19 protein-coding genes and 1 tRNA gene are annotated in these 17,240 nt (G+C 68.5%); 9 read left to right on the top strand and 11 right to left on the bottom strand.

Going from position 1 to position 17,240, the window contains the following annotated elements; genetic code table 11:
* Positions 1-4 precede the first annotated feature (4 nt).
* The gene (locus Q8N19_RS08330) at positions 5-1,039 is read right to left on the bottom strand and encodes a hypothetical protein (RefSeq protein ID WP_305589624.1); all 1,035 of its coding nucleotides are present in this window, start codon (positions 1,037-1,039) and stop codon (positions 5-7) included.
* 153 nt (positions 1,040-1,192) lie between these two features.
* Here Q8N19_RS08330 and Q8N19_RS08325 point away from each other — a divergent pair, with 153 nt between their 5' ends.
* On the top strand, positions 1,193-2,656 hold the full coding sequence (locus Q8N19_RS08325; RefSeq protein WP_305589622.1) for a DASS family sodium-coupled anion symporter: 1,464 nt from the start codon (positions 1,193-1,195) through the stop codon (positions 2,654-2,656).
* Between the two features lie 14 nt (positions 2,657-2,670).
* Here Q8N19_RS08325 and Q8N19_RS08320 read toward each other — a convergent pair.
* Positions 2,671-2,755: transfer RNA gene (locus tag Q8N19_RS08320), tRNA-Leu, on the bottom strand.
* A 181-nt stretch (positions 2,756-2,936) separates the two neighbouring features.
* Between Q8N19_RS08320 and Q8N19_RS08315 the strand changes: the two genes are divergently transcribed.
* Entirely contained in the window at positions 2,937-3,269 is a 333-nt protein-coding gene (locus Q8N19_RS08315; protein WP_305589620.1) for a FeoA family protein, read from the top strand.
* Entirely contained in the window at positions 3,266-5,143 is a 1,878-nt protein-coding gene (gene feoB / locus Q8N19_RS08310; RefSeq protein ID WP_305589618.1) for a ferrous iron transport protein B, read from the top strand. Before Q8N19_RS08315 ends, feoB begins: the two co-directional genes overlap by 4 nt.
* Before the next feature lie 59 nt (positions 5,144-5,202).
* Here feoB and Q8N19_RS08305 read toward each other — a convergent pair whose 3' ends face one another.
* Genes Q8N19_RS08305 through hppD form a run of 6 tightly spaced genes read right to left on the bottom strand, consistent with a single transcriptional unit; the run spans position 5,203 to position 10,268 of the window.
* Positions 5,203-5,700, bottom strand: a complete 498-nt coding sequence (locus tag Q8N19_RS08305; protein WP_305589617.1) for a MarR family winged helix-turn-helix transcriptional regulator — start codon at positions 5,698-5,700, stop codon at positions 5,203-5,205.
* Positions 5,697-6,704, bottom strand: a complete 1,008-nt coding sequence (locus tag Q8N19_RS08300; RefSeq protein WP_305589615.1) for a fumarylacetoacetate hydrolase family protein — start codon at positions 6,702-6,704, stop codon at positions 5,697-5,699. The genes Q8N19_RS08305 and Q8N19_RS08300 overlap by 4 nt, the downstream gene beginning before the upstream one ends.
* A 21-nt stretch (positions 6,705-6,725) precedes the next feature.
* Entirely contained in the window at positions 6,726-7,001 is a 276-nt protein-coding gene (locus Q8N19_RS08295) for a hypothetical protein (RefSeq protein WP_305589612.1), read from the bottom strand.
* Entirely contained in the window at positions 6,998-8,131 is a 1,134-nt protein-coding gene (locus tag Q8N19_RS08290; RefSeq protein ID WP_305589610.1) for a homogentisate 1,2-dioxygenase, read from the bottom strand. The genes Q8N19_RS08295 and Q8N19_RS08290 overlap by 4 nt, the downstream gene beginning before the upstream one ends.
* On the bottom strand, positions 8,131-9,168 hold the full coding sequence (locus tag Q8N19_RS08285; RefSeq protein WP_305589608.1) for an isoaspartyl peptidase/L-asparaginase family protein: 1,038 nt from the start codon (positions 9,166-9,168) through the stop codon (positions 8,131-8,133). Before Q8N19_RS08285 ends, Q8N19_RS08290 begins: the two co-directional genes overlap by 1 nt.
* A gap of 2 nt (positions 9,169-9,170) precedes the next feature.
* On the bottom strand, positions 9,171-10,268 hold the full coding sequence (gene hppD, locus Q8N19_RS08280; RefSeq protein WP_305589606.1) for a 4-hydroxyphenylpyruvate dioxygenase: 1,098 nt from the start codon (positions 10,266-10,268) through the stop codon (positions 9,171-9,173).
* A 153-nt stretch (positions 10,269-10,421) separates the two neighbouring features.
* Here hppD and Q8N19_RS08275 point away from each other — a divergent pair, with 153 nt between their 5' ends.
* The 4 genes from Q8N19_RS08275 to Q8N19_RS08260 all read left to right on the top strand — a co-directional run bounded on the left by Q8N19_RS08275 (position 10,422) and on the right by Q8N19_RS08260 (position 13,305).
* A complete protein-coding gene (locus Q8N19_RS08275; RefSeq protein WP_305589604.1) occupies positions 10,422-10,937 on the top strand; it encodes a disulfide bond formation protein B in 516 nt (171 codons plus the stop codon).
* The gene (locus Q8N19_RS08270; RefSeq protein ID WP_305589602.1) at positions 10,934-11,497 is read left to right on the top strand and encodes a demethoxyubiquinone hydroxylase family protein; all 564 of its coding nucleotides are present in this window, start codon (positions 10,934-10,936) and stop codon (positions 11,495-11,497) included. The genes Q8N19_RS08275 and Q8N19_RS08270 overlap by 4 nt, the downstream gene beginning before the upstream one ends.
* 164 nt (positions 11,498-11,661) lie before the next feature.
* Positions 11,662-12,819, top strand: coding sequence for an MFS transporter (locus tag Q8N19_RS08265; RefSeq protein ID WP_305589600.1), 1,158 nt, complete (start codon positions 11,662-11,664; stop codon positions 12,817-12,819).
* Between the two features lie 102 nt (positions 12,820-12,921).
* Positions 12,922-13,305, top strand: a complete 384-nt coding sequence (locus Q8N19_RS08260; RefSeq protein WP_305589850.1) for a response regulator — start codon at positions 12,922-12,924, stop codon at positions 13,303-13,305.
* 318 nt (positions 13,306-13,623) lie between these two features.
* Here Q8N19_RS08260 and Q8N19_RS08255 read toward each other — a convergent pair whose 3' ends face one another.
* Positions 13,624-14,007, bottom strand: a complete 384-nt coding sequence (locus Q8N19_RS08255) for a PEGA domain-containing protein (protein ID WP_305589599.1) — start codon at positions 14,005-14,007, stop codon at positions 13,624-13,626.
* A gap of 145 nt (positions 14,008-14,152) precedes the next feature.
* The gene (locus Q8N19_RS08250; protein WP_305589597.1) at positions 14,153-14,584 is read right to left on the bottom strand and encodes a helix-turn-helix domain-containing protein; all 432 of its coding nucleotides are present in this window, start codon (positions 14,582-14,584) and stop codon (positions 14,153-14,155) included.
* Between the two features lie 105 nt (positions 14,585-14,689).
* On the opposite strand from Q8N19_RS08250, the gene Q8N19_RS08245 reads away from it, so the two are divergent.
* Positions 14,690-15,565 carry an SDR family oxidoreductase gene (locus tag Q8N19_RS08245; RefSeq protein WP_305589596.1) on the top strand — a complete coding sequence of 292 codons (876 nt, stop codon included), beginning with the start codon at positions 14,690-14,692 and terminating at the stop codon, positions 15,563-15,565.
* 9 nt (positions 15,566-15,574) lie between these two features.
* On the opposite strand, the gene Q8N19_RS08240 is transcribed toward Q8N19_RS08245, so the two are convergent.
* The gene (locus Q8N19_RS08240; protein WP_305589594.1) at positions 15,575-16,135 is read right to left on the bottom strand and encodes an HNH endonuclease; all 561 of its coding nucleotides are present in this window, start codon (positions 16,133-16,135) and stop codon (positions 15,575-15,577) included.
* Between the two features lie 471 nt (positions 16,136-16,606).
* Between Q8N19_RS08240 and Q8N19_RS08235 the strand changes: the two genes are divergently transcribed.
* Positions 16,607-17,230: a TetR/AcrR family transcriptional regulator gene (locus Q8N19_RS08235; RefSeq protein WP_305589592.1), complete on the top strand. Its 624-nt coding sequence runs from the start codon at positions 16,607-16,609 to the stop codon at positions 17,228-17,230.
* Positions 17,231-17,240: the final 10 nt, after the last annotated feature.

Below are 17,240 nucleotides of genomic sequence, written 5' to 3'. Positions count from 1 at the left end.
AAGGTCAATCGTCGGGCGCAGAGGGGGTCGCATTTCCCCCGAATGTGAGCCCCAGGCGGGCCAGGGCGCCATAGGCGCGCTGCACATCCCCCACATGCGCCAGCAGGGCGCGACGGGCCAGAGCCGTGCGCATGGCCTGAGCCGATACGATGACTCCACCGGCGACCCGCACGCACCGGCGCCCCCGGATCAGTCGGTTGACCTGTCGCCGGGTCGTTTCAAAGGGCTGCCCCAGGGACTTGGCCAGGGCCAGGACGCTGACCGGCGCCAGCAGTTCGTCCGGAGGCGGATCGGACAGCCCCCCATGGCGTCGCGCGAGCACCGGATCGCTGAACACCGGCGTGTAGTTGTGGTGCAGGATAGCCAGGAGAACGAGACCCTGCCCTACATCGCCGGCGACGGCCGCCAGCCGTTCGGCGAACCTCAGGACGTACTCAACCCCCACCCGAACAGCGAGACGCTCCGCCCCGTCCGGGGAGGGTTCGGCGGGACACGGCGCGCCGCCGGTCAGGTCGAAGCCTGGGGCGATACTGACGAGGTCGGCCGCCAGGGCCTCCATCGCCTGGTAGCCCTGGATCAGAGCCTGGTGGTTGGCCTCGGTCGTCAGGGCGCTGTTGGGAATGTAGACGCCCCTGGCTGTGCGGACGCAGACGCCCGCAGCCTCCAGGGCGGCGACCCGTCGGCGGGCCGCGTCGTAGGGCAGGCTCAGGGACTCCGCCAGGGCGCGAACACTGACGGGGCGGCGAAGCTCGTCAGGGGGCGGCGACTCAAACCGGGCGTAACGCAGCGCCAGCACGGGATCGCGAACCACATGCCGGACATTGGCCTCGAGGATGGCCAGGGTCAGCAGCGATGTGAGCCGGTCGCCCCCAGACAGATGGGCCAGGCCTCCCAGACCCTGCAGAAAAATGGGCGCCGCGCATTGAAGAACCAGGCGCGAAGTGTTGTCGGTCTCCGGCGCGCCCCCCGTAGGCCCGCCCGCGACTGAATTTGCAGCGCCGGCTCGACCCTGTCCTGCGGCCGCATCAGGCTCGTCCATGGGACCTCCGGGCGGGGCTCGCCACCGCCGATTGACCTAAGGGTAGCATGGGTTTGGCCCCAGCAGCGCCCTGTCCCTGGCGCGAGGCGCGCCGATGCGCTCATATTGTGCAAGGTCAAGGCTGAGACATTGGCCACGGTATCGGGGGCAGGCATGCAGGTTCAGGACGGCGCGGCGACCGCGCAGGCGCGGCGTCGAATGGTCGGGCTGGCTTTAGCCCTGGGCGCCTTCACCGCGATCCTGCTGGCGCCAGACTTTGGGTCAGGGCCCGCCGTCCGTCCGGTCGCGGCCGTCACCGTCCTGATGGCCGTGCTCTGGATGACGGAGGCCGCGCCCCTGGTGGTCACCGCCCTGATCCCGCTGGTGCTGTTCCCGGCCCTGGGCGTCAGCGACATCCGCGCCGCCGCGGCCCCCTATGCGGACCCGGTGATCTTCCTGTTCCTGGGCGGTTTCGTCCTGGGCGCGGCCATGGAGCGAAGCGGGCTGCACAAGCGGGTGGGCCTGGGCTGCGCGGCCGCCGCTGGCGCCACGCCACGGCGGCTGGTGGCCGGCATGCTGGGGGCTACGGCCCTGGTCTCCATGTGGGTCAGCAATTCCGCCGCCGCCGTCCTGATGATGCCAGTGGCCATGGCCGTCCTGGCGCTCGCCGAGGATCACGGGGGGCGGGAGGACCCCGTCTCCTATCGCAACCTCGGCGTCGCCCTGCTGCTGGCGGTGGCCTATGGCGCCAGCATTGGGGGCATCGCCACCCTGATCGGCACCCCGCCCAACGCCCTGCTGGCCGGCTACATGGCCCAAGAGCATGGAATCGAGATCGGCTTTGGCCAGTGGATGATGATCGGCGTGCCGGTCGCCCTGGTCCTGCTGGCGGCGGCCTGGGGCACGCTCATCCTGCTCAATCCGGTCAGGCTGGTATTGCCCGAGGCCGGCGTCCTTTTCCGCGAGGAGAAGGCCAGGCTTGGCGCCATGAGCCGGGCGGAAATCCGGGTCTGCATCATCTTCGCCCTCGCCGCCTTCGCCTGGGTCTTCCGGCCCCTGCTGACCCCCTACGCCCCGTGGCTCACCGACACGGGCGTGGCCATCGCTGCGGCCGTGGCGCTCGCCTTTACGCCCTCAGGCGAGGCGACCGGCGACCGGCTGGTCACCGAGGCCGAGCTGAAGCGCCTGCCCTGGGGGGTGCTGACCCTGTTCGGCGGGGGCTTGAGCCTGGCCGCCGCCATCTCCACCAGCGGCCTTGCGGCCTGGCTTGGCGAACTGCTGAGCATCCTTGGCGGCTGGCCGGTGGCCGCCCTGGTGGTCATGGTCACCCTGGCGATGATTTTCCTGACGGAGCTGACCAGCAACACCGCCTCGGCCGCCACCTTCCTGCCCATCGGCGGGGCGCTGGCGCTCGCCATCGGGGCCGATCCGCTGCTGTTCGCCATTCCCCTGGCGCTGGCCGCGTCCTGCGCCTTCATGCTGCCGGTGGCCACGCCGCCCAACGCCATCGTCTATGGCGGCGGTCTGATCTCCATCGCCCAGATGAGCAGGGCTGGCCTATGGCTGAACCTGATCGGCGTGGTCGCGATCTCGCTGATCGCCCTGGCCGCCGTGCCGTTGATCTTCGGCGCCACCTGACCGCACAGCGATAGTGGTGCCCCCGGTCGGACTCGAACCGACACACCTTGCGGTACCGCATTTTGAGTGCGGCGCGTCTACCAATTCCACCACAGGGGCCCGCGGGTGGCGCAATCTAGCCAGACGCCGGGGCGCGTCAACGGCGCGCGAGCCCGCGACAGGCCGCTGCGCCGGGTCACAGGGCTTGCATCCCCCTCGCCGGACCCGTAACTGATAATCGTTCGCAGACAATGCTGGCGACGCCGCTACGCCTCGCCGCCCTTCCCACCGGGACCCCGCCATGGACGATTCCTATCCCCATCCGACTTCAGCCGCCGCCCAGCCGCTCGCGCCCGGCGAGATCCGGCTGAGCCAGGCGCGGGTGGGGGATCGCGGGGTCATCGGCGCGGTCGGCGCCCCGGACGCCCAGGGGCGGGGCGGGCTGGACGCCCAGGAGCTGGAGCGTCGTCTGCTGGAACTCGGCTTCGTGGAAGGCGCAGCGATCGAGGTAATTCATGAGGGCGCGATCGGCCATGATCCCATCGCCGTGCGCCTGGACGACATGCGGGTGGCCCTGCGCCGCAAGGATGCAGCCGACGTCGTCCTTCGCCTCGCCCCGGAGACGGCCCAGTGAGCACCGCGACCGCCCGCATCGCCCTGGTCGGCAACCCCAATTCCGGCAAGACCGCCCTCTTCAACGCCCTGACCGGCAGCCACCAGAAGGTGGCCAACTATGCCGGCGTGACGGTGGAGAAGAAGGAAGGGATCATCACCACCGCCAGCGGCCGCACCGTCTCGGTGCTGGACCTGCCCGGCACCTATTCCCTGCGCGCGCGTAGCCCGGACGAGGCGGTGACGCGGGACGCGATCCTCGGCCAGCTAAAGGGGGAGACCCCGCCGGACGTGGTGGTCTGCGTGGCCGACGCCACCAATCTGCGTCTGGTGCTGCGCCTGATCCTGGAGCTGCGCCAGGTGGGCCGGCCCATGGTGCTGGCGCTGAACATGTTCGACATCGCCCAGCGCCAGGGCCTGCGCATCGACCTGGAGGGGCTGGCCCGGGACATCGGCGCGCCGATCGTCACCACCGTGGCCACCCGCAAACGGGGCATCGAGGACCTGGTCGCCCAGATTGAAGCCAAGGTCGAGGCGCTGGCGGCGACCGGCGCCCTGGAGGCTCCCAACACCTGGCATGAGCCCTCGCCTGCGGAGATCCGCCAGGCCCACGCCGAAGCCCAGCGGATCATGAAGGCCCATGTGCGGCCGGCCGAACGTCCCGACACCCTGACCGGGAAGATCGACGGGGTGCTGCTGCATCCGGTGGCGGGCCTCGCCATTCTGCTGTCTCTGCTGTTTGTCATGTTCCAGGCGGTGTTCGCCTGGGCCGGTCCGCTGATGGACGGCATCGAGGGCGGCATCGGCGCCCTAGGCGGCCTGGTGGCGACGGTTCTGCCGGACGGTCTTTTGCAGAGCCTGATCGTCGATGGCCTGATCGCCGGCGTCGGCAGCGTGCTGGTCTTCCTGCCGCAGATCCTGATCCTGTTCCTGTTCATCATCCTCCTGGAGGACTTCGGCTACATGGCCAGGGCCGCCTTCCTGATGGACAGGATCATGGGCGGGGCCGGGCTGCACGGCCGGGCCTTCATTCCCCTGCTGTCGTCCTTCGCCTGCGCCATTCCAGGGGTCATGGCCACCCGGGTGATCGATTCCAAGCGCGACCGGCTGACCACCATCATGGTCGCCCCGCTGATGACCTGTTCGGCGCGGATTCCGGTCTACACCCTGATCATCGCGGCCTTCATTCCCAACCAGACGGTCTGGGGCTTCGCCAGCCTTCAGGGTCTGGTCATGTTCGGCCTCTATGTGGCCGGCATCACCAGCGCGCTCGCCATCTCCTTCATCGCCCGGCGGCTGTTCTGGCGCGGTCAGGTCGAGCCCTTTCTGATGGAGCTGCCGACCTACAAGATGCCCGACGCCAAGAGCGTGCTGCGCAATCTGTGGCAGAGGGCGGCGATCTTCATGAACCGCGCCGGCCGCATCATCCTGCCGCTGATGGTGCTGATCTGGGTGCTGTCCACCTTCCCCTATCCGCCGGAGGGCGCCACGGGGCCGGCCATCGACTACAGCTTCGCCGGCCAGTTGGGCCACCTGATCCACCCCCTGTTCGCGCCCATCGGCTTCAACTGGCAGATGACCGTGGCCCTGATCCCCGGCATGGCCGCCCGGGAGGTCGCCGTCGGCGCGCTGGGCACTGTCTATGCGGTGGCCAACGCCGAGGAAGCGGTCGGCACCCTGGCCGGCGCCCTGTCGGCCGACTGGTCCCTGGCCATGGGACTGGCCTTCCTGACCTGGTACGTGTTCGCCCCGCAGTGCGCCCCCACGCTGGCCGTGGTGAAGCGCGAGACCAACAGCTGGCTTTGGCCCATGGTGATGTTCGCCTACATGATCACCCTGGCCTATCTGGCGGCCATGGGCGTCTATCACGGCGCCGTGGCGCTGGGCTGGGGGTAGGGCGCGTTCCGATAGGTGGGGACCGGTTATCGGAGAAAACGCGCGCTCACTTTGAAGCCCTAGCCCGCCTCGGTTCGTTCGCCGGCCAGGACGCCGGCGGCGGCCTGCAGGCGCATCAGCAGCCGCTTGAGCAGGGCCACCTCGCTGGGATCGAGGCCTGAGATCAAGGCCGCCTCATAGGCCAGCGCCAGGGGCGCGATCTCCGCATGCAGGCGCACGCCCTCCAGGCTGAGCGCCACCACGTGGGAGCGGCCATCCTGGTCGTTTTGGGACCGCTCCAGCAGATGGCGCTTGGCCAGTCCCTGGGCCGCGCGGCTGACCGTCACCTTGTCCATGCCGGTGCGGCTGACCAGGGCGCTCTGGTTCATCGGCCCGTCCTCCGCCAGGACGCAGATCAGCCGCCACTGGGGGATGCTGAGGCCAAAGCGGTCCTCATAGGCTCGAGCAATCAGCCGGCTGACCGCGTTGGAGGCCACCGACAGGCGATAGGGCAGATAGGCGTCCAGCTGGAGGCCGGCGGTGGTGTCGGCCGGCTCGGGCCGGGACGGTGCGGTCATAGGGCCTGGACCTCCTGCTCGATGGCGCCGAATATCGAGTGGCGGCGACCGTCGCGCATTTCAATCCGCACCGTATCGCCTGTTTTGAGGAACGGCGTTCTGGGCGCCCCATGGGCCAGGGTTTCGACGGTCCGCACCTCGGCGAGGCAGGAATAGCCGACCCCGCCCTCGGCCACCGATTTTCCTGGACCGCCGTCCGGACCGCGATTCGACACCGTGCCCGAGCCGATGATCGTGCCCGCCGCCAGCGCCCGGGTCTTGGCCGCATGCGCGATCAGGGTCCCGAAATCGAAGGTCATGTCGACGCCGGCGTCGGCGCAGCCCAGGACCGCGCCGTTCAGCTCCACCTCGACGGCGCCGTGCAGACGCCCCTCCCGCCAGGCTTCACCGAGCGCGTCCGGCGTCACCGCCACAGGGGAGAAGGCCGAGGCTGGCTTGGACTGGAAGAAGCCGAAGTTCTTGGCCAGCTCGTCGGGGATCAGGTTGCGCAGGGAGACGTCGTTGACCAGCAGCACCAGGCGCACATGGTTTAGCGCGTCGGCCGGGCTTACCCCCTGCGGAACGTCGCCGGTGATGACCGCCACCTCGGCCTCCAGGTCGCAACCCCAGGCCTCATCGGCCAGCGGAATGGGGTCGCGGGGCGCCAGGAAGCCATCGGAGCCCCCCTGGTACATCAGCGGATCGGTCCAGAAGCTCTGCGGCATCTCGGCCCCGCGGGCGCGGCGCACCAGCTCCACATGGTTCACATAGGCCGAGCCGTCGGCCCACTGATAGGCCCGCGGCAGGGGGCTTTCGGCGTCGTGCTCATGGAAGCGTTCCTTGGGCACCCCGCCGTGCTCCAGGCTCTCGGCCAGGGCGCGCAGCATGGGCTCGCACCGCTCCCAATCGTCCAGCGCCGCCTGCAGGGTGGGCGCCACCGTGGCGGCGTCCGTGAACCAGGCCAGGTCGTTGGAGACCACCACCAGCCGGCCGTCACGGCCGGACTTCAGCGAGGCGAGCTTCATCTTGGGGTCTCCGCTTGAGGGCTAGGATTGTTGTTGAATCAGGGTCTGCACCAGACGCACACCGGCCTCGAAGGCGCGGGGCTCATAGACGTGGACCTCCACGCGGATGTCGCCGCCGGGGCTGTCCTCCCACATATAGTTCCGCTCGAAGCAGACCGGCCGGCCCTGGGGACTGAAGCCCTCGAAGGTGTCGCCCCACGGCGTGCAGGGCGAAAGCGCCCGCCAGCCAAGATCGCAGGCCTGGGTCAGCTCCTCCCGGGCGGCAGCCTCCAGGTCGTCATGAACCGCAGCGTTCATCGGGCCTTCCAGCTGTCGACATAGGCGGTGTTCTCGACGCTCGCAGCGGCCTCGCCCACCTCCAGCGGATCGCGGGTGTCGATCATCACCGCATATTCGTCGGTGGCGGGCTTGGGCTGGGACAGCATGTTCTTCAGCGCCTTCGGGTGAGGCCCGTGGGTGAAACCCGACGGGTGGAAGGTCATCATGCCCGCATCGATGCCGTCGCGGCTGAAGAAGTCGCCGGCGTGGTAGAAGAGCACCTCGTCATAGTCGTCATTGTTGTGGAAGAACGGCACCTTCAGCGCGCCGGGGTCGGTCTCGAAGGGCCGCGGCGCGAAGGTGCAGACCACGAACCGGTCGGCCAGGAAGGTCGTGTGGGCGCTGGGCGGCAGGTGGTAGCGATGGCTGACCACCGGTCGGATATGGCTGACGTTCAGGCGCACCGGCGCCAGCTCCCCATGCCAGCCCACAGCGTCCAGGGGATTGTAGGGATAAGTCACCGTCGAGACCTGGCCGCGCTTCTTGATGGCGACCGTGGTTTCGCCGTCCTGCGCCTGGTGGTCGCGGAAGGCCTCGTCCATCGCCGGCGTATCCAGCATCGCGGGATCAAAGATGGCGTGGGGGCCGAGCAGGCCCTTGTCGGGCAGGGTGAAGTGGCTGTTGGTCGCCTGGATGGTCAGGATGGCGCAGGGCTCCGCCGGCGCCAGGCGCCACATGGTCCCCCGGGGCAGATAGAGATAGTCGCCGGCGACAAAGGCGATGCGGCCATAGTCGCAGAAGAGGTCGCCGGCGCCCTGGTGGACAAACAGCAGCTGGTCGCCATCGGCGTTGCGCGCCAGGCCCGGCATCGGTTGGGCGAGCTTCCAGAAGCGGATCTCGGTGGCGGCGTTGTGAAGCACCACCGGCGCGCTCCAGGGCGAGGCCTGGGGCTCGTTCAGCCGCGCCAGGTCGAAGGCCCGGGGTCGCAGGGGGCCCTCGAAACGCGTCCAGCCGGTGGGGGGCCTAGGATGATGCAGGAAGGCCGCGGGGCCGAAGAAGCCCTCCTTGGAAATCTCGCGCTCATAGGTGCCGGCTGGCATGTCGGCGTGGGCCTGGCGCGAATGCGTCCCTTGCGCCCCGCGCACGGGGATCCAGTTGCGGGTCGCCATCAGGGTTCGTCCTTGTAGATCCCCACGCTCAGGGGTTCGCCGTCGGCCAGCCGGGCGCGGTACATGCCCGAGGTGTTGTAGCTCCAGGCCATCTGGCCGTCGGGCGCCACGGCGATGACGCCGCCGTCGCCGCCGAGCGCGGTGAGTTTTTCCTGGACCACCTCATCGGCCGCGGCCTGCAGGGACAGGCCCTTGTGCTCCACCAGGGCGCAGATCTCCCGGGCCACCGTCAGGCGGATGAAATACTCGCCGGTCCCGGTGGCCGAGACCGCGCAGGAGGCGTCCGAGGCGTAGTTGCCCGCGCCGATGATCGGGCTGTCGCCCACCCGGCCCCAGCGCTTGCCCGTGGTGCCGCCCGTCGACGTGCCCGCCGCCACGTGGCCGGCCTGATCCAGGGCCACGACGCCCACGGTGCCGTACTTGCCCTCGTCATGGGCCAGGGCTGCGGCCTCATCGGCGACCACCGAGCCGGTGGGCCTAGGCGGGACCGGCAGTTTCTGTTCGGCCAGGAACTTCTCCAGGGAGCGCCAGCGGCGCTCGGTGAAGAAGTAGGCAGGCTCGGCCTGCTCCAGGCCCGCCTCCTTCGAGAAGGTGTCAGCGCCGGAACCCATCAGCATGACGTGCGGCGACTTTTCCATCACCGCCCGGGCGAGCGAGATGGGATGGCGGGTGCGGGTGACGCCGGCCACGGCGCCCGCCTTCAGGGTCGCCCCGTCCATGATCGAGGCGTCCAGCTCGTTGCGGCCCTCGGCGGTGAACACCGCCCCCCGGCCGGAATTGAACAGGGGATCGTCTTCCAGCAGATGGATGGCCGCCTCGATGGCGTCCAGGGCCGATCCGCCCTTGGCCAGCACATCGCCGCCGGCCTGGGTCACCTTCGTCATGGCGGCGCGATAGGCCGCCTCCTGTTCAGGGGTGAGGTCGGCGCGTTCGATGACGCCCGCCCCCCCATGCACCACAATCGCCCACTTCGGCTGCGCCATCGCACTTCCCGTCACCAAACTCGCCAGCACCACCGCCAAAGCAAACGTCCGCATGTCTAGTCCTTCTTCGGCAGCACGCCCCGGCGGATCTGGTCGAGTTCGATGGACTCAAACAGCGCCTTGAAGTTGCCCTCGCCGAACCCTTCGTTGCCCTTGCGCTGGATCATCTCGAAGAAGATCGGACCGACCATGTTCTCCGTGAAGATCTGCAGCAGCAGACCTTGGCCCTGCGTCGGGGCGCCGTCCACCAGGATACGGTCGGTCCGCAGGCGCTGCAGGTCCTCGCCGTGGCCAGGCACCCGGGACTCGATCTGGTCGTAATAGGTCTCCGGCGTGTCCTGGAAGCGGACGCCGCGCTCGCGCATGGTTTCGACAGCGGCGTAAATGTCGTCGGTCCCGAGCGCCAGGTGCTGGATGCCCTCGCCCTTGTAGTCCCTCAGGAACTCCTCGATCTGGGAGTGATCGTCCCGGCTCTCGTTCAGGGGGATGCGGATCTTGCCGCAGGGGCTGGTCATGGCCTTGGACAACAGGCCCGTCTGGGCGCCCTCGATGTCGAAATAGCGGATCTCGCGGAAGTTGAAGATCCGCTCATAGAAGTCCGCCCACTTGGCCATGTTTCCGCGGAACACATTGTGGGTCAGGTGATCGAGATAGGTCAGGCCGACCCCACGTTCAGCCTCCAGCTCGGCGGCGCCGGGGATGGGGACGAAGTCCACGTCATAGATTTCCTGGGCCCCGTAGCGGTCCACCAGATAGAGGTTCGATCCGCCGATCCCCTCGATGGCCGGAATATTGAGCTCCATCGGTCCCACCGGGCCCTGCACCGCGGTGGCGCCGCGCTCCACCGCCAGGGCCAGCGCCTTGGCCGCATCCCGCACCCGAAACGCCATGGCGTTGGCCGAGGGACCGTGGGCGGCGCGGAAGTCGGCCGGCTGGCCCGACGGCTCCATATTGAGCAGGAAATTGATGTCGCCCTGGCGATAGCGGACCACATGCTTGGACCGATGCCGCGAGACCGCGGTGAAGCCCATCAGCTCGAACAGACCGCCCAGGCGCTCGGGCTCAGGCGAGGTGAACTCCACAAACTCGAACCCGTCGGTGCCCAGGGGGTTCTCGAACAGATCGGTGGTGGCGGCGGTCGCAAGGGCGGTCATGGTGGTCTCCCGTCGGCGAGATAGTATCAGATGCAACTATCTACCAAAGACCCTGTCTCGCACAAGCCGGCGGCGGCGAATTCTCCAGCCTGCACGGCGTGGGCCCCAACGTCCTATAGCGCCGCTGACGAAAGTGCGGTTCAATCGCCGTCCATGATCCGAGCCCTCGATCCGATCCTCGACCGTTGGCGCCTGACGGCCCTGCTCGCCTCGGCGGGCATGCTGGCCATAGCCCACGGCTTCCAGACCTTTGGCGAGCTGGCGCCCTGCACGCTCTGCCTGCGGCAGCGGGAGGTCTATTGGGCCGCCGCCGGCGTCGCCCTGGCCGGCATGATCCTGACGCGGCTGCAGGGCGGGGCGCGTTTCCGGCCGGCCTTCAACCTGGTCCTGGGCCTGATCTTCCTGGTGGGGACCGCGGTGGCCGTCTATCACGCGGGCGCGGAGTGGAAGTGGTGGCCGGGACCCAGCGCCTGCGCCTCGTCCGGGGGCGCGGTCAGCCTCGACGCCATGAGCGGGCTGCTGGCGGGCCAGGCGATCACCGCGCCGGCCTGCGACACCGCGCCCTGGGTTTTCCTTGGCCTGTCCATGGCCGGGTGGAACGCGGTCATCTCCCTGATCCTCGCGGCGCTGAGCCTGGCCGCCGCGGCCTATGAGAGAGGCAAGCGATGAGCGACAAACCCATTCCCGCCCGCCCAGGCGCTGGCGCCGTCCAGGCGAGGCTGGCGGAAATCCTGCGGGTCGACCACGCAGGCGAGCTTGGGGCTGTCCACATCTATCAAGGCCAGCGCGCCGTGCTGGGCGCCGCCAAGGGCAAGGAACGCCTGGCCGCCCAGCTGGAGGAGATGGAGGGGCATGAGGCCGTCCATCTGGCCCGCTTCGACGCGCTTCTGAACCAGCATGGGGTGCGCCCGACGGTGATGACGCCCCTGTGGCGCCTGGCCGGCTTCGCCCTGGGCGCCGGCACCGCCCTGATGGGCGAGAAGGCCGCCCATGCCTGCACCGAGGCCGTCGAATCGGTGATCGAGAAACACTATGCCGGCCAGGTGGCCGAGCTCGCCGACCGCGATCCGGAACTGGCCGCCGAGTTGGCCAAGTTCCGCGACGAGGAGTTGGCCCACCGCGACCTCGCCGTCGAAGAAGGCGCCCGCGAGGCGCCGGGCTATGGCCTGTTGTCGGCGGTGATCCAGGCCGGTTGTCGGACGGCGATCAAGATCAGCGAAAAGGTCTGAGGCCAGCCCCGGCCTGATCCAGCCCTCAGAAATCCTATGATTGACCCCAGCTGAGTCGGGCTTACTGATCGATGATCAGGCGGCGCCAGACCGCCGGCAGGGAGTTCGGCCATGGGGATAATCTGCAGCGCCCGGCGCGCGCGACCGCCTGCGGATCTCCGGCCATGAACATCAAGATCTTCGTCCTGGCCCTGTCGACCTTCGCCTTCGGCTCGGGCGCCTTCATCTTCGCGGGGCTGCTGGAGCCCATGGCCGCCGAGCTTGGGGTCTCGGTGGGTGCGGCGGGCCAGCTGCAGACCGTCTATGTCCTGACGTCGGCCCTGGCTGGGCCGCCTCTGGCCTTCCTGGTGGGCCGGTTCGAGCGCAAGCGGGTGCTGACCGTCGCGCTCAGTGTCGCGGTTCTGCTCAACCTCGCCTGCCTGCTGACCCCCGGCTACGGAACCCTGATGATTCTGCGCGCGGTCCTGGGCGCCATCGGCGCCATGGCTGGCCCCGCGGCGTCAGCCGCCGCCAGCGCCCTGGTCCCGCCCGAGCGCCGGGGCTCGGCCCTGGCCATCGTCATGGGCGGCATGACGGTCGCCTTCCTGATGGGCATTCCCCTGGGCAGCGTGGTAGGCGCGGCGTTCGGCTGGCGGGCCACCTTCCTGCTCTCGGCAGGCTTAAGCGCCTTCGCCCTGGCGGCCATCCTGATCTTCATCCCGCGGGTGACGCCGCCAGCGCCGGGCGTCGGCCAGGGCCTGAGGGGCGCCGGCGTCCTGCCGCTCTTCCTCTCCACCTTCCTGGCCTTCGGGGCCAATATGACCATCACCACCTACATCGCCCCTATCCTGCGCCTGCAGGTAGAGGTCACAGGCGCCGGCGTGGCGGCCTTCCAGATGCTGGTGGGCGTGGGCAGCTTCCTGGGCTTGGCGCTCGGCGGGCGGGCCGCCGACCGGGGGGCGGGCGGCCTCAGCGTCACTCTGGGCTTCCTCGGCCTGGCGGCGGCGGCGGCCCTGCATGGCCTGGAGCTCGCGCGGACCGGCGCGCCCGGCGCTCTGGCATACGGGATTGTCGGCCTGGCGGTGCTGACCGGCTCCACCTCGCTCTTCTCGATCATGCCGGTGATCCAGACCCGACTGATCGCCAAGGCGCCGGCTTCGGCGCCGCTGGCCCTGGCCTTCAACGGCTCGTCAGCCGCCCTGGGTCAGGCCTTTGGCGGCGCCCTGGGCGGGGCCTTGCTGACCCAGAGCGGCGCCCTGTCGGTGACCTTCGCGGCGGGGCTCGTGGCCGTGGCGGCGGCCGCCTTCTGGCAGTTCGCCCATCGGGGCACGACGCCTGTCTAGGTGGCCGCGAGCAGAACGTGCAGCCCTCGCTTGTGAGGCGAGCGGCCATGCGCGCTGATCCGAACACATCTAGAAGCGGCTCAATTGCTGGAGCCGAATTTCATGACAATTCGACCTTTGATACTCTTGGTCGACGACGACGTAACACTGTTACAGGTCATTGCTGGACATCTACACCTGGAAGGATTTGAGGCAGTTCTCGCCCAGACTGCCGCCCAAGCCATCCAGTCCCTGCAGAACCTGGCCATTTCTCTGGTAGTTGTTGACATATTCATGCCCGATCAAGACGGGATGGAGACCATCGGCGAGGTTCGCGCCCGTTGGCCGAGCCTGCCGATCATCGCCATGTCGGGGGGCTGGCGGACCATCAGCCCCGACACCATCCTGGAGACCGCCAAGGCCCTGGGCGCCCAGGAGGCCCTGGCCAAGCCCTTTGACCGCCAGACCCTGGTTGAGGCGATTCGCAGGCTGCTGCCCCCGGCGTGAGGACGCCTAGCCCCGTCGCCAGCGGCGACGGCGGCGACATAGAACCAGCCGAAGGTGGCGATGACTCAGCCCTGGGCCGTCTGGAAAATCCTGTCGGACTGGGTTCGTAGAACGGCGCGGCCTCCCCTGACGCCCGCATGGGGCTGGCGCAGGCGAGAATGGCTACCGCGCCGTCGAGGCCAACGCTCAAGCTCGGCGGAGGTTCATGTGGCGGCTCCGCGGGCCTTGCGCTTATGGGGCCCAGATGGGCCGAAGTGGGGCGAGAACGGCCCAGCCGTCCTCGCCCCTGCCCCGTCATTGGTCAGGGCAATCGCTAGTCTAGTCCTGCGGCTCCAGCTTGACGACCAGCGGGTTCGGATCCAGGTCGAGCATGGCGCCCGTGGCCACATCGACGCCGGCGCCGATCACGCCGCCGACCAGGACATTGCCTGCCATGCCCGCGCCGCCAGCGCCCGAAACCCGGGTCGTCACCTGGCCTGTCCAGGTCTTGTAGCCATCCTTGCTGATGGTGACGCCGAACTCCGACTTCCGCGGCATCTTGAAGGTGCACGGCGTCGCGTCGCAGGCGAACTGGTTGCTGGTCTTGACGCTCGCCCCCGAGGGCTCAGTCTCAACCGTCCAGGTGGTGTTGGTCCCGCGCGTGACAGTCGCGCACGCGCTCAGCGCCAGCATAGAGCTGGCGATCACAATAGTCCGAAGCATGAAATCCCCCCATGAGCCCAAACACCGGGCCATGGGAAATAAGAGGAGCGGCCGCCGCAACACAAGCGGAAGCTGCACCATCGCCACGCGATCGTGCAACGCGCAACCTTGGGACGCCGCCAGCCGCGTGAGCGGTCTCCCCCGTTCAGCTCACCTGAGATGAAGGCTGGCTCAGGTCGCCAGGGTCCGAGCGCCCCTGGGCCCTGGCCGCTCGGACGACGTCAAAATTGGCCTCGGCCCAGGTCACAAGGCCGAGCAGCGGGCTGGCGAAGCTCTCCCCGAGGGGGGTGAGGGAGTAGGTCACGCTGGGGGGCACGGTGGGCTGAACATCCCGCAGGACCAGCCCGTCCGTCTCCAGACTGCGCAAGGTCTGGGACAGCATGCGTTTGGAAATGTCGGGGATCACGCGGGCCAGGACGCTGAACCGCTTGGGTCCCTGGGCCAGGGCGCACAGCAACAGCATCGACCAGCGGTCTCCCAGCCGGTCCAGCAGATTGCGCACGGGGCAGCCGCCGGGATCGTGGCCCATGGCCAGCCATTCCGAGAACTTAAGCCCCAGGGCTATGCGCGCGTCCATGTGGTGACCCCAGCGTAACCAGGCGACGGCGCGGTGCCGTCTTACGGTGGCGCTTATAGGTCTCTAAATGAGACCTTATCAACAACAAGAGACCGATGGACTCCCATGAGCACCTCCTTCCGCGTCGCCGTCACCGGCGCCAACGGCCAGCTCGGCCGCCTTGTCATCGAAACCTTGGCGAGGAGTCTGCCCCCTCGCGCCGTGGTCGCCCTGGTGCGTGACCCGGCCCATCTCAGCGCCCCGTTTCCAGAAGGTGTCGAGGTCCGCCAAGGCGATTATGAGCGCCCCGAGACCCTGGATATCGCCCTGAAGGACGTAGACCGGCTGCTGCTGATCTCTTCCAACGCCCTGGGCGCCCGCCTCGCCCAGCATCGCAATGTGATCGCGGCCGCGAGCCGGGCGGGAGTCGAGCGGCTGGCCTATACAAGCGTCCTGCGGGCTGACACCTCAAGCCTTGGCCTGGCCGAGGAGCATCGGCAGACCGAGGCCCTGATCCGGACCAGCGGGCTGTCCTACACCCTGCTTCGCAACGGCTGGTACACGGAGAACTATGCCGCTTCGATCCCGGCCGCCCTGGCCCATGGCGCCTTGCTGGGAAGCGCCGGCGACGGCCATATCTCCAGCGCCTCCCGGCAGGACTATGCCGAGGCCGCAGCCCAGGCGCTGATTGAGGACACGGGTCCGCAGGTGGTGCATGAACTGGCCGGCGACCTTGCCTATACCCTGACGGAGTTCGCGGCCGAGATCGCCCGCCAGGCCGGCAAGCCGGTGGCCTATGTCCATCTCCCGCAGGCCGAATTCCGCAGCGCCCTGGTCGGCGCGGGACTACCATCGCCGGTGGCCGAGCTCCTCTCGGACTCCGATGCGGCTGCGGCCAAGGGCGCCCTGTTTGACCGCTCCGGCCAGCTGTCGCGCCTCATCGGCCGGCCCACCACGCCCTTTACCGCAACGGTCGCTGAAACCCTCGCGGCAGGCGGCTAGGGGCCGCCCTCAGGCCTCCAGCTCGATGTCCCAGTAAAGATAGTCGAGCCAGCTCTGGTGAAGGTAGTTGGGCGGGAAGCGGCGGCCGCGCTCCTGAAGTTCGTGGGCCTGGGGGCGGCGCGGCGCCATCAGCGGCCGCATGCCGGCTTCCTGCGGGGTGCGGCCGCCCTTGGCGAGATTGCAGGGCGCGCAGGCGGTGACGATGTTTTCCCAGCTGGTGCGGCCGCCACGGGATCTCGGCACCACATGGTCGAAGGTCAGGTCCTCACCCGAGCGGCAGTACTGGCAGGCGAATCCGTCGCGCAGGAAGAGGTTGAAGCGGGTGAAGGCCGGCGGGCGGTCCTGCGTCACATAGCTCTTCAGCGCGACGACGCTGGGCAGACGCATGGAGAAGGAGGGGGAGCGGATCATGTGGTCATAGGTCGAGACCACGTCGACCCGATCCAGGAACACCGCCTTGATCACTTCCTGCCAGGGCCAGACCGACAGGGGATAATAGCTGAGCGGCCGATAGTCGGCGTTGAGTACGAGGGCAGGCCAGCCCGATGGGGGATGCTGGATCACCTGCATCGCCGGAGCGCCCACCTCGGGGGCGCTGAACGCCCTATGTCAAATGCACTGAGACTGAAGACGCAGATCCTCCCTCTCGTGTGCCCTGGGAGACCAGGGACAGCTCACCATAGTCGCGATTCTGTGACGGCTCCATGGCGTCGTGCGGCGGGATGGAGCCACAAAAAAAGAGGGGACCCATGGGGCCCCCTCAAGGCGACAGACTGGGAGAAAAAGGTCGCCCTCAGGCGAAGGCGCCGAACAGCGCGCCCACCAGGGCGAGGCTGAGCACCACGAACAGGGCCGGGGTGATGCGATCAAAGACGCGTTCGGCGGCCGACAGGGAAGCGAGAGACATGACACACACCTTGTGAGTTGGAGCCCCCGGGGAGGGGGGCGGGTTTCTTATTTGAACAACGCTAAGATAGCGCACATCTAAGCGACGTCAAGATGATCTTTACGGCGATCAGATAGAGAATTACACTCGGGGTAATGAGAGAATCTGAAGCCCCCGAGTCGCGCCCCTATCACCACGGCGATCTGCGCCGCGCCCTGGTGGAGGCCGCCTGCCGCCTCCTGGAGAAAGAAGGCGCCCAGGCCCTGTCCCTGCGCGCCGTGGCGCGGGAGGCTGGCGTCAGCCCCGCCGCGCCCTATCACCACTTCAAGGACAAGAGCGAACTGCTCGACGCCGTCGCCCACGAGGGCTGGGAGAAGCTGGACCTCGCCTTTCAGGCGGCCCGCGACGCCCACACCTCTCCGCCGGACCGGGTGCGGGAGTTGGGGGTGGCCTATGTCTGTTTCGCCAGCCAGCACCCCGACCTCTACCGGGTGATGTACGACTGCTCCCGGGACAAGGCGGACATGCCCGCCCATGTGCTGGAAAATGAGGAAAGCGCCTATCGTCGCGTCCGGGAGGTGCTGATCTCCGCCGGGGCCGACCCCTCAGACGAGATCGGCCTGGAACTGGCGACCATCGCCTGCTGGTGCGCCGCCCATGGCCTGGCCGAGATGACCAGCTTCAAGCAGTTCGAGCCCCTTAAGGAAGCCCTGGGCGGCGAGGAGGCCTTCCTGCGCGGCGTGCTCGCCCATGTGGGGGTGTTCGCCAAGGGCCTCTAGGGTTAGAGCC

Source organism: Phenylobacterium sp. (assembly GCF_030693405.1).
In the GTDB taxonomy this organism is placed as follows: domain Bacteria; phylum Pseudomonadota; class Alphaproteobacteria; order Caulobacterales; family Caulobacteraceae; genus Phenylobacterium.
The sequence above is the reverse complement of the archived record's forward strand: the minus strand, read 5'-3'. Positions and strand labels throughout refer to the sequence as shown.

Bases quoted from the DNA above. Each gene is read 5' to 3' on its own strand.
- Q8N19_RS08265 (WP_305589600.1), top strand. From the start codon at position 11,662: ATGAACATCAAGATCTTCGTCCTGGCCCTGTCGACCTTCGCCTTCGGC.
- Q8N19_RS08290 (WP_305589610.1), bottom strand. From the start codon at position 8,131: ATGGCGACCCGCAACTGGATCCCCGTGCGCGGGGCGCAAGGGACGCAT.
- Q8N19_RS08235 (WP_305589592.1), top strand. From the start codon at position 16,607: ATGAGAGAATCTGAAGCCCCCGAGTCGCGCCCCTATCACCACGGCGAT.
- Q8N19_RS08245 (WP_305589596.1), top strand. From the start codon at position 14,690: ATGAGCACCTCCTTCCGCGTCGCCGTCACCGGCGCCAACGGCCAGCTC.
- Q8N19_RS08260 (WP_305589850.1), top strand. From the start codon at position 12,922: ATGACAATTCGACCTTTGATACTCTTGGTCGACGACGACGTAACACTG.
- Q8N19_RS08305 (WP_305589617.1), bottom strand. From the start codon at position 5,700: ATGACCGCACCGTCCCGGCCCGAGCCGGCCGACACCACCGCCGGCCTC.
- Q8N19_RS08250 (WP_305589597.1), bottom strand. From the start codon at position 14,584: ATGGACGCGCGCATAGCCCTGGGGCTTAAGTTCTCGGAATGGCTGGCC.
- Q8N19_RS08325 (WP_305589622.1), top strand. From the start codon at position 1,193: ATGCAGGTTCAGGACGGCGCGGCGACCGCGCAGGCGCGGCGTCGAATG.
- Q8N19_RS08300 (WP_305589615.1), bottom strand. From the start codon at position 6,704: ATGAAGCTCGCCTCGCTGAAGTCCGGCCGTGACGGCCGGCTGGTGGTG.
- Q8N19_RS08240 (WP_305589594.1), bottom strand. From the start codon at position 16,135: ATGCAGGTGATCCAGCATCCCCCATCGGGCTGGCCTGCCCTCGTACTC.
- Q8N19_RS08255 (WP_305589599.1), bottom strand. From the start codon at position 14,007: ATGCTTCGGACTATTGTGATCGCCAGCTCTATGCTGGCGCTGAGCGCG.
- Q8N19_RS08315 (WP_305589620.1), top strand. From the start codon at position 2,937: ATGGACGATTCCTATCCCCATCCGACTTCAGCCGCCGCCCAGCCGCTC.
- Q8N19_RS08270 (WP_305589602.1), top strand. From the start codon at position 10,934: ATGAGCGACAAACCCATTCCCGCCCGCCCAGGCGCTGGCGCCGTCCAG.
- Q8N19_RS08285 (WP_305589608.1), bottom strand. From the start codon at position 9,168: ATGCGGACGTTTGCTTTGGCGGTGGTGCTGGCGAGTTTGGTGACGGGA.
- hppD (WP_305589606.1), bottom strand. From the start codon at position 10,268: ATGACCGCCCTTGCGACCGCCGCCACCACCGATCTGTTCGAGAACCCC.
- Q8N19_RS08295 (WP_305589612.1), bottom strand. From the start codon at position 7,001: ATGAACGCTGCGGTTCATGACGACCTGGAGGCTGCCGCCCGGGAGGAG.
- Q8N19_RS08275 (WP_305589604.1), top strand. From the start codon at position 10,422: ATGATCCGAGCCCTCGATCCGATCCTCGACCGTTGGCGCCTGACGGCC.
- Q8N19_RS08330 (WP_305589624.1), bottom strand. From the start codon at position 1,039: ATGGACGAGCCTGATGCGGCCGCAGGACAGGGTCGAGCCGGCGCTGCA.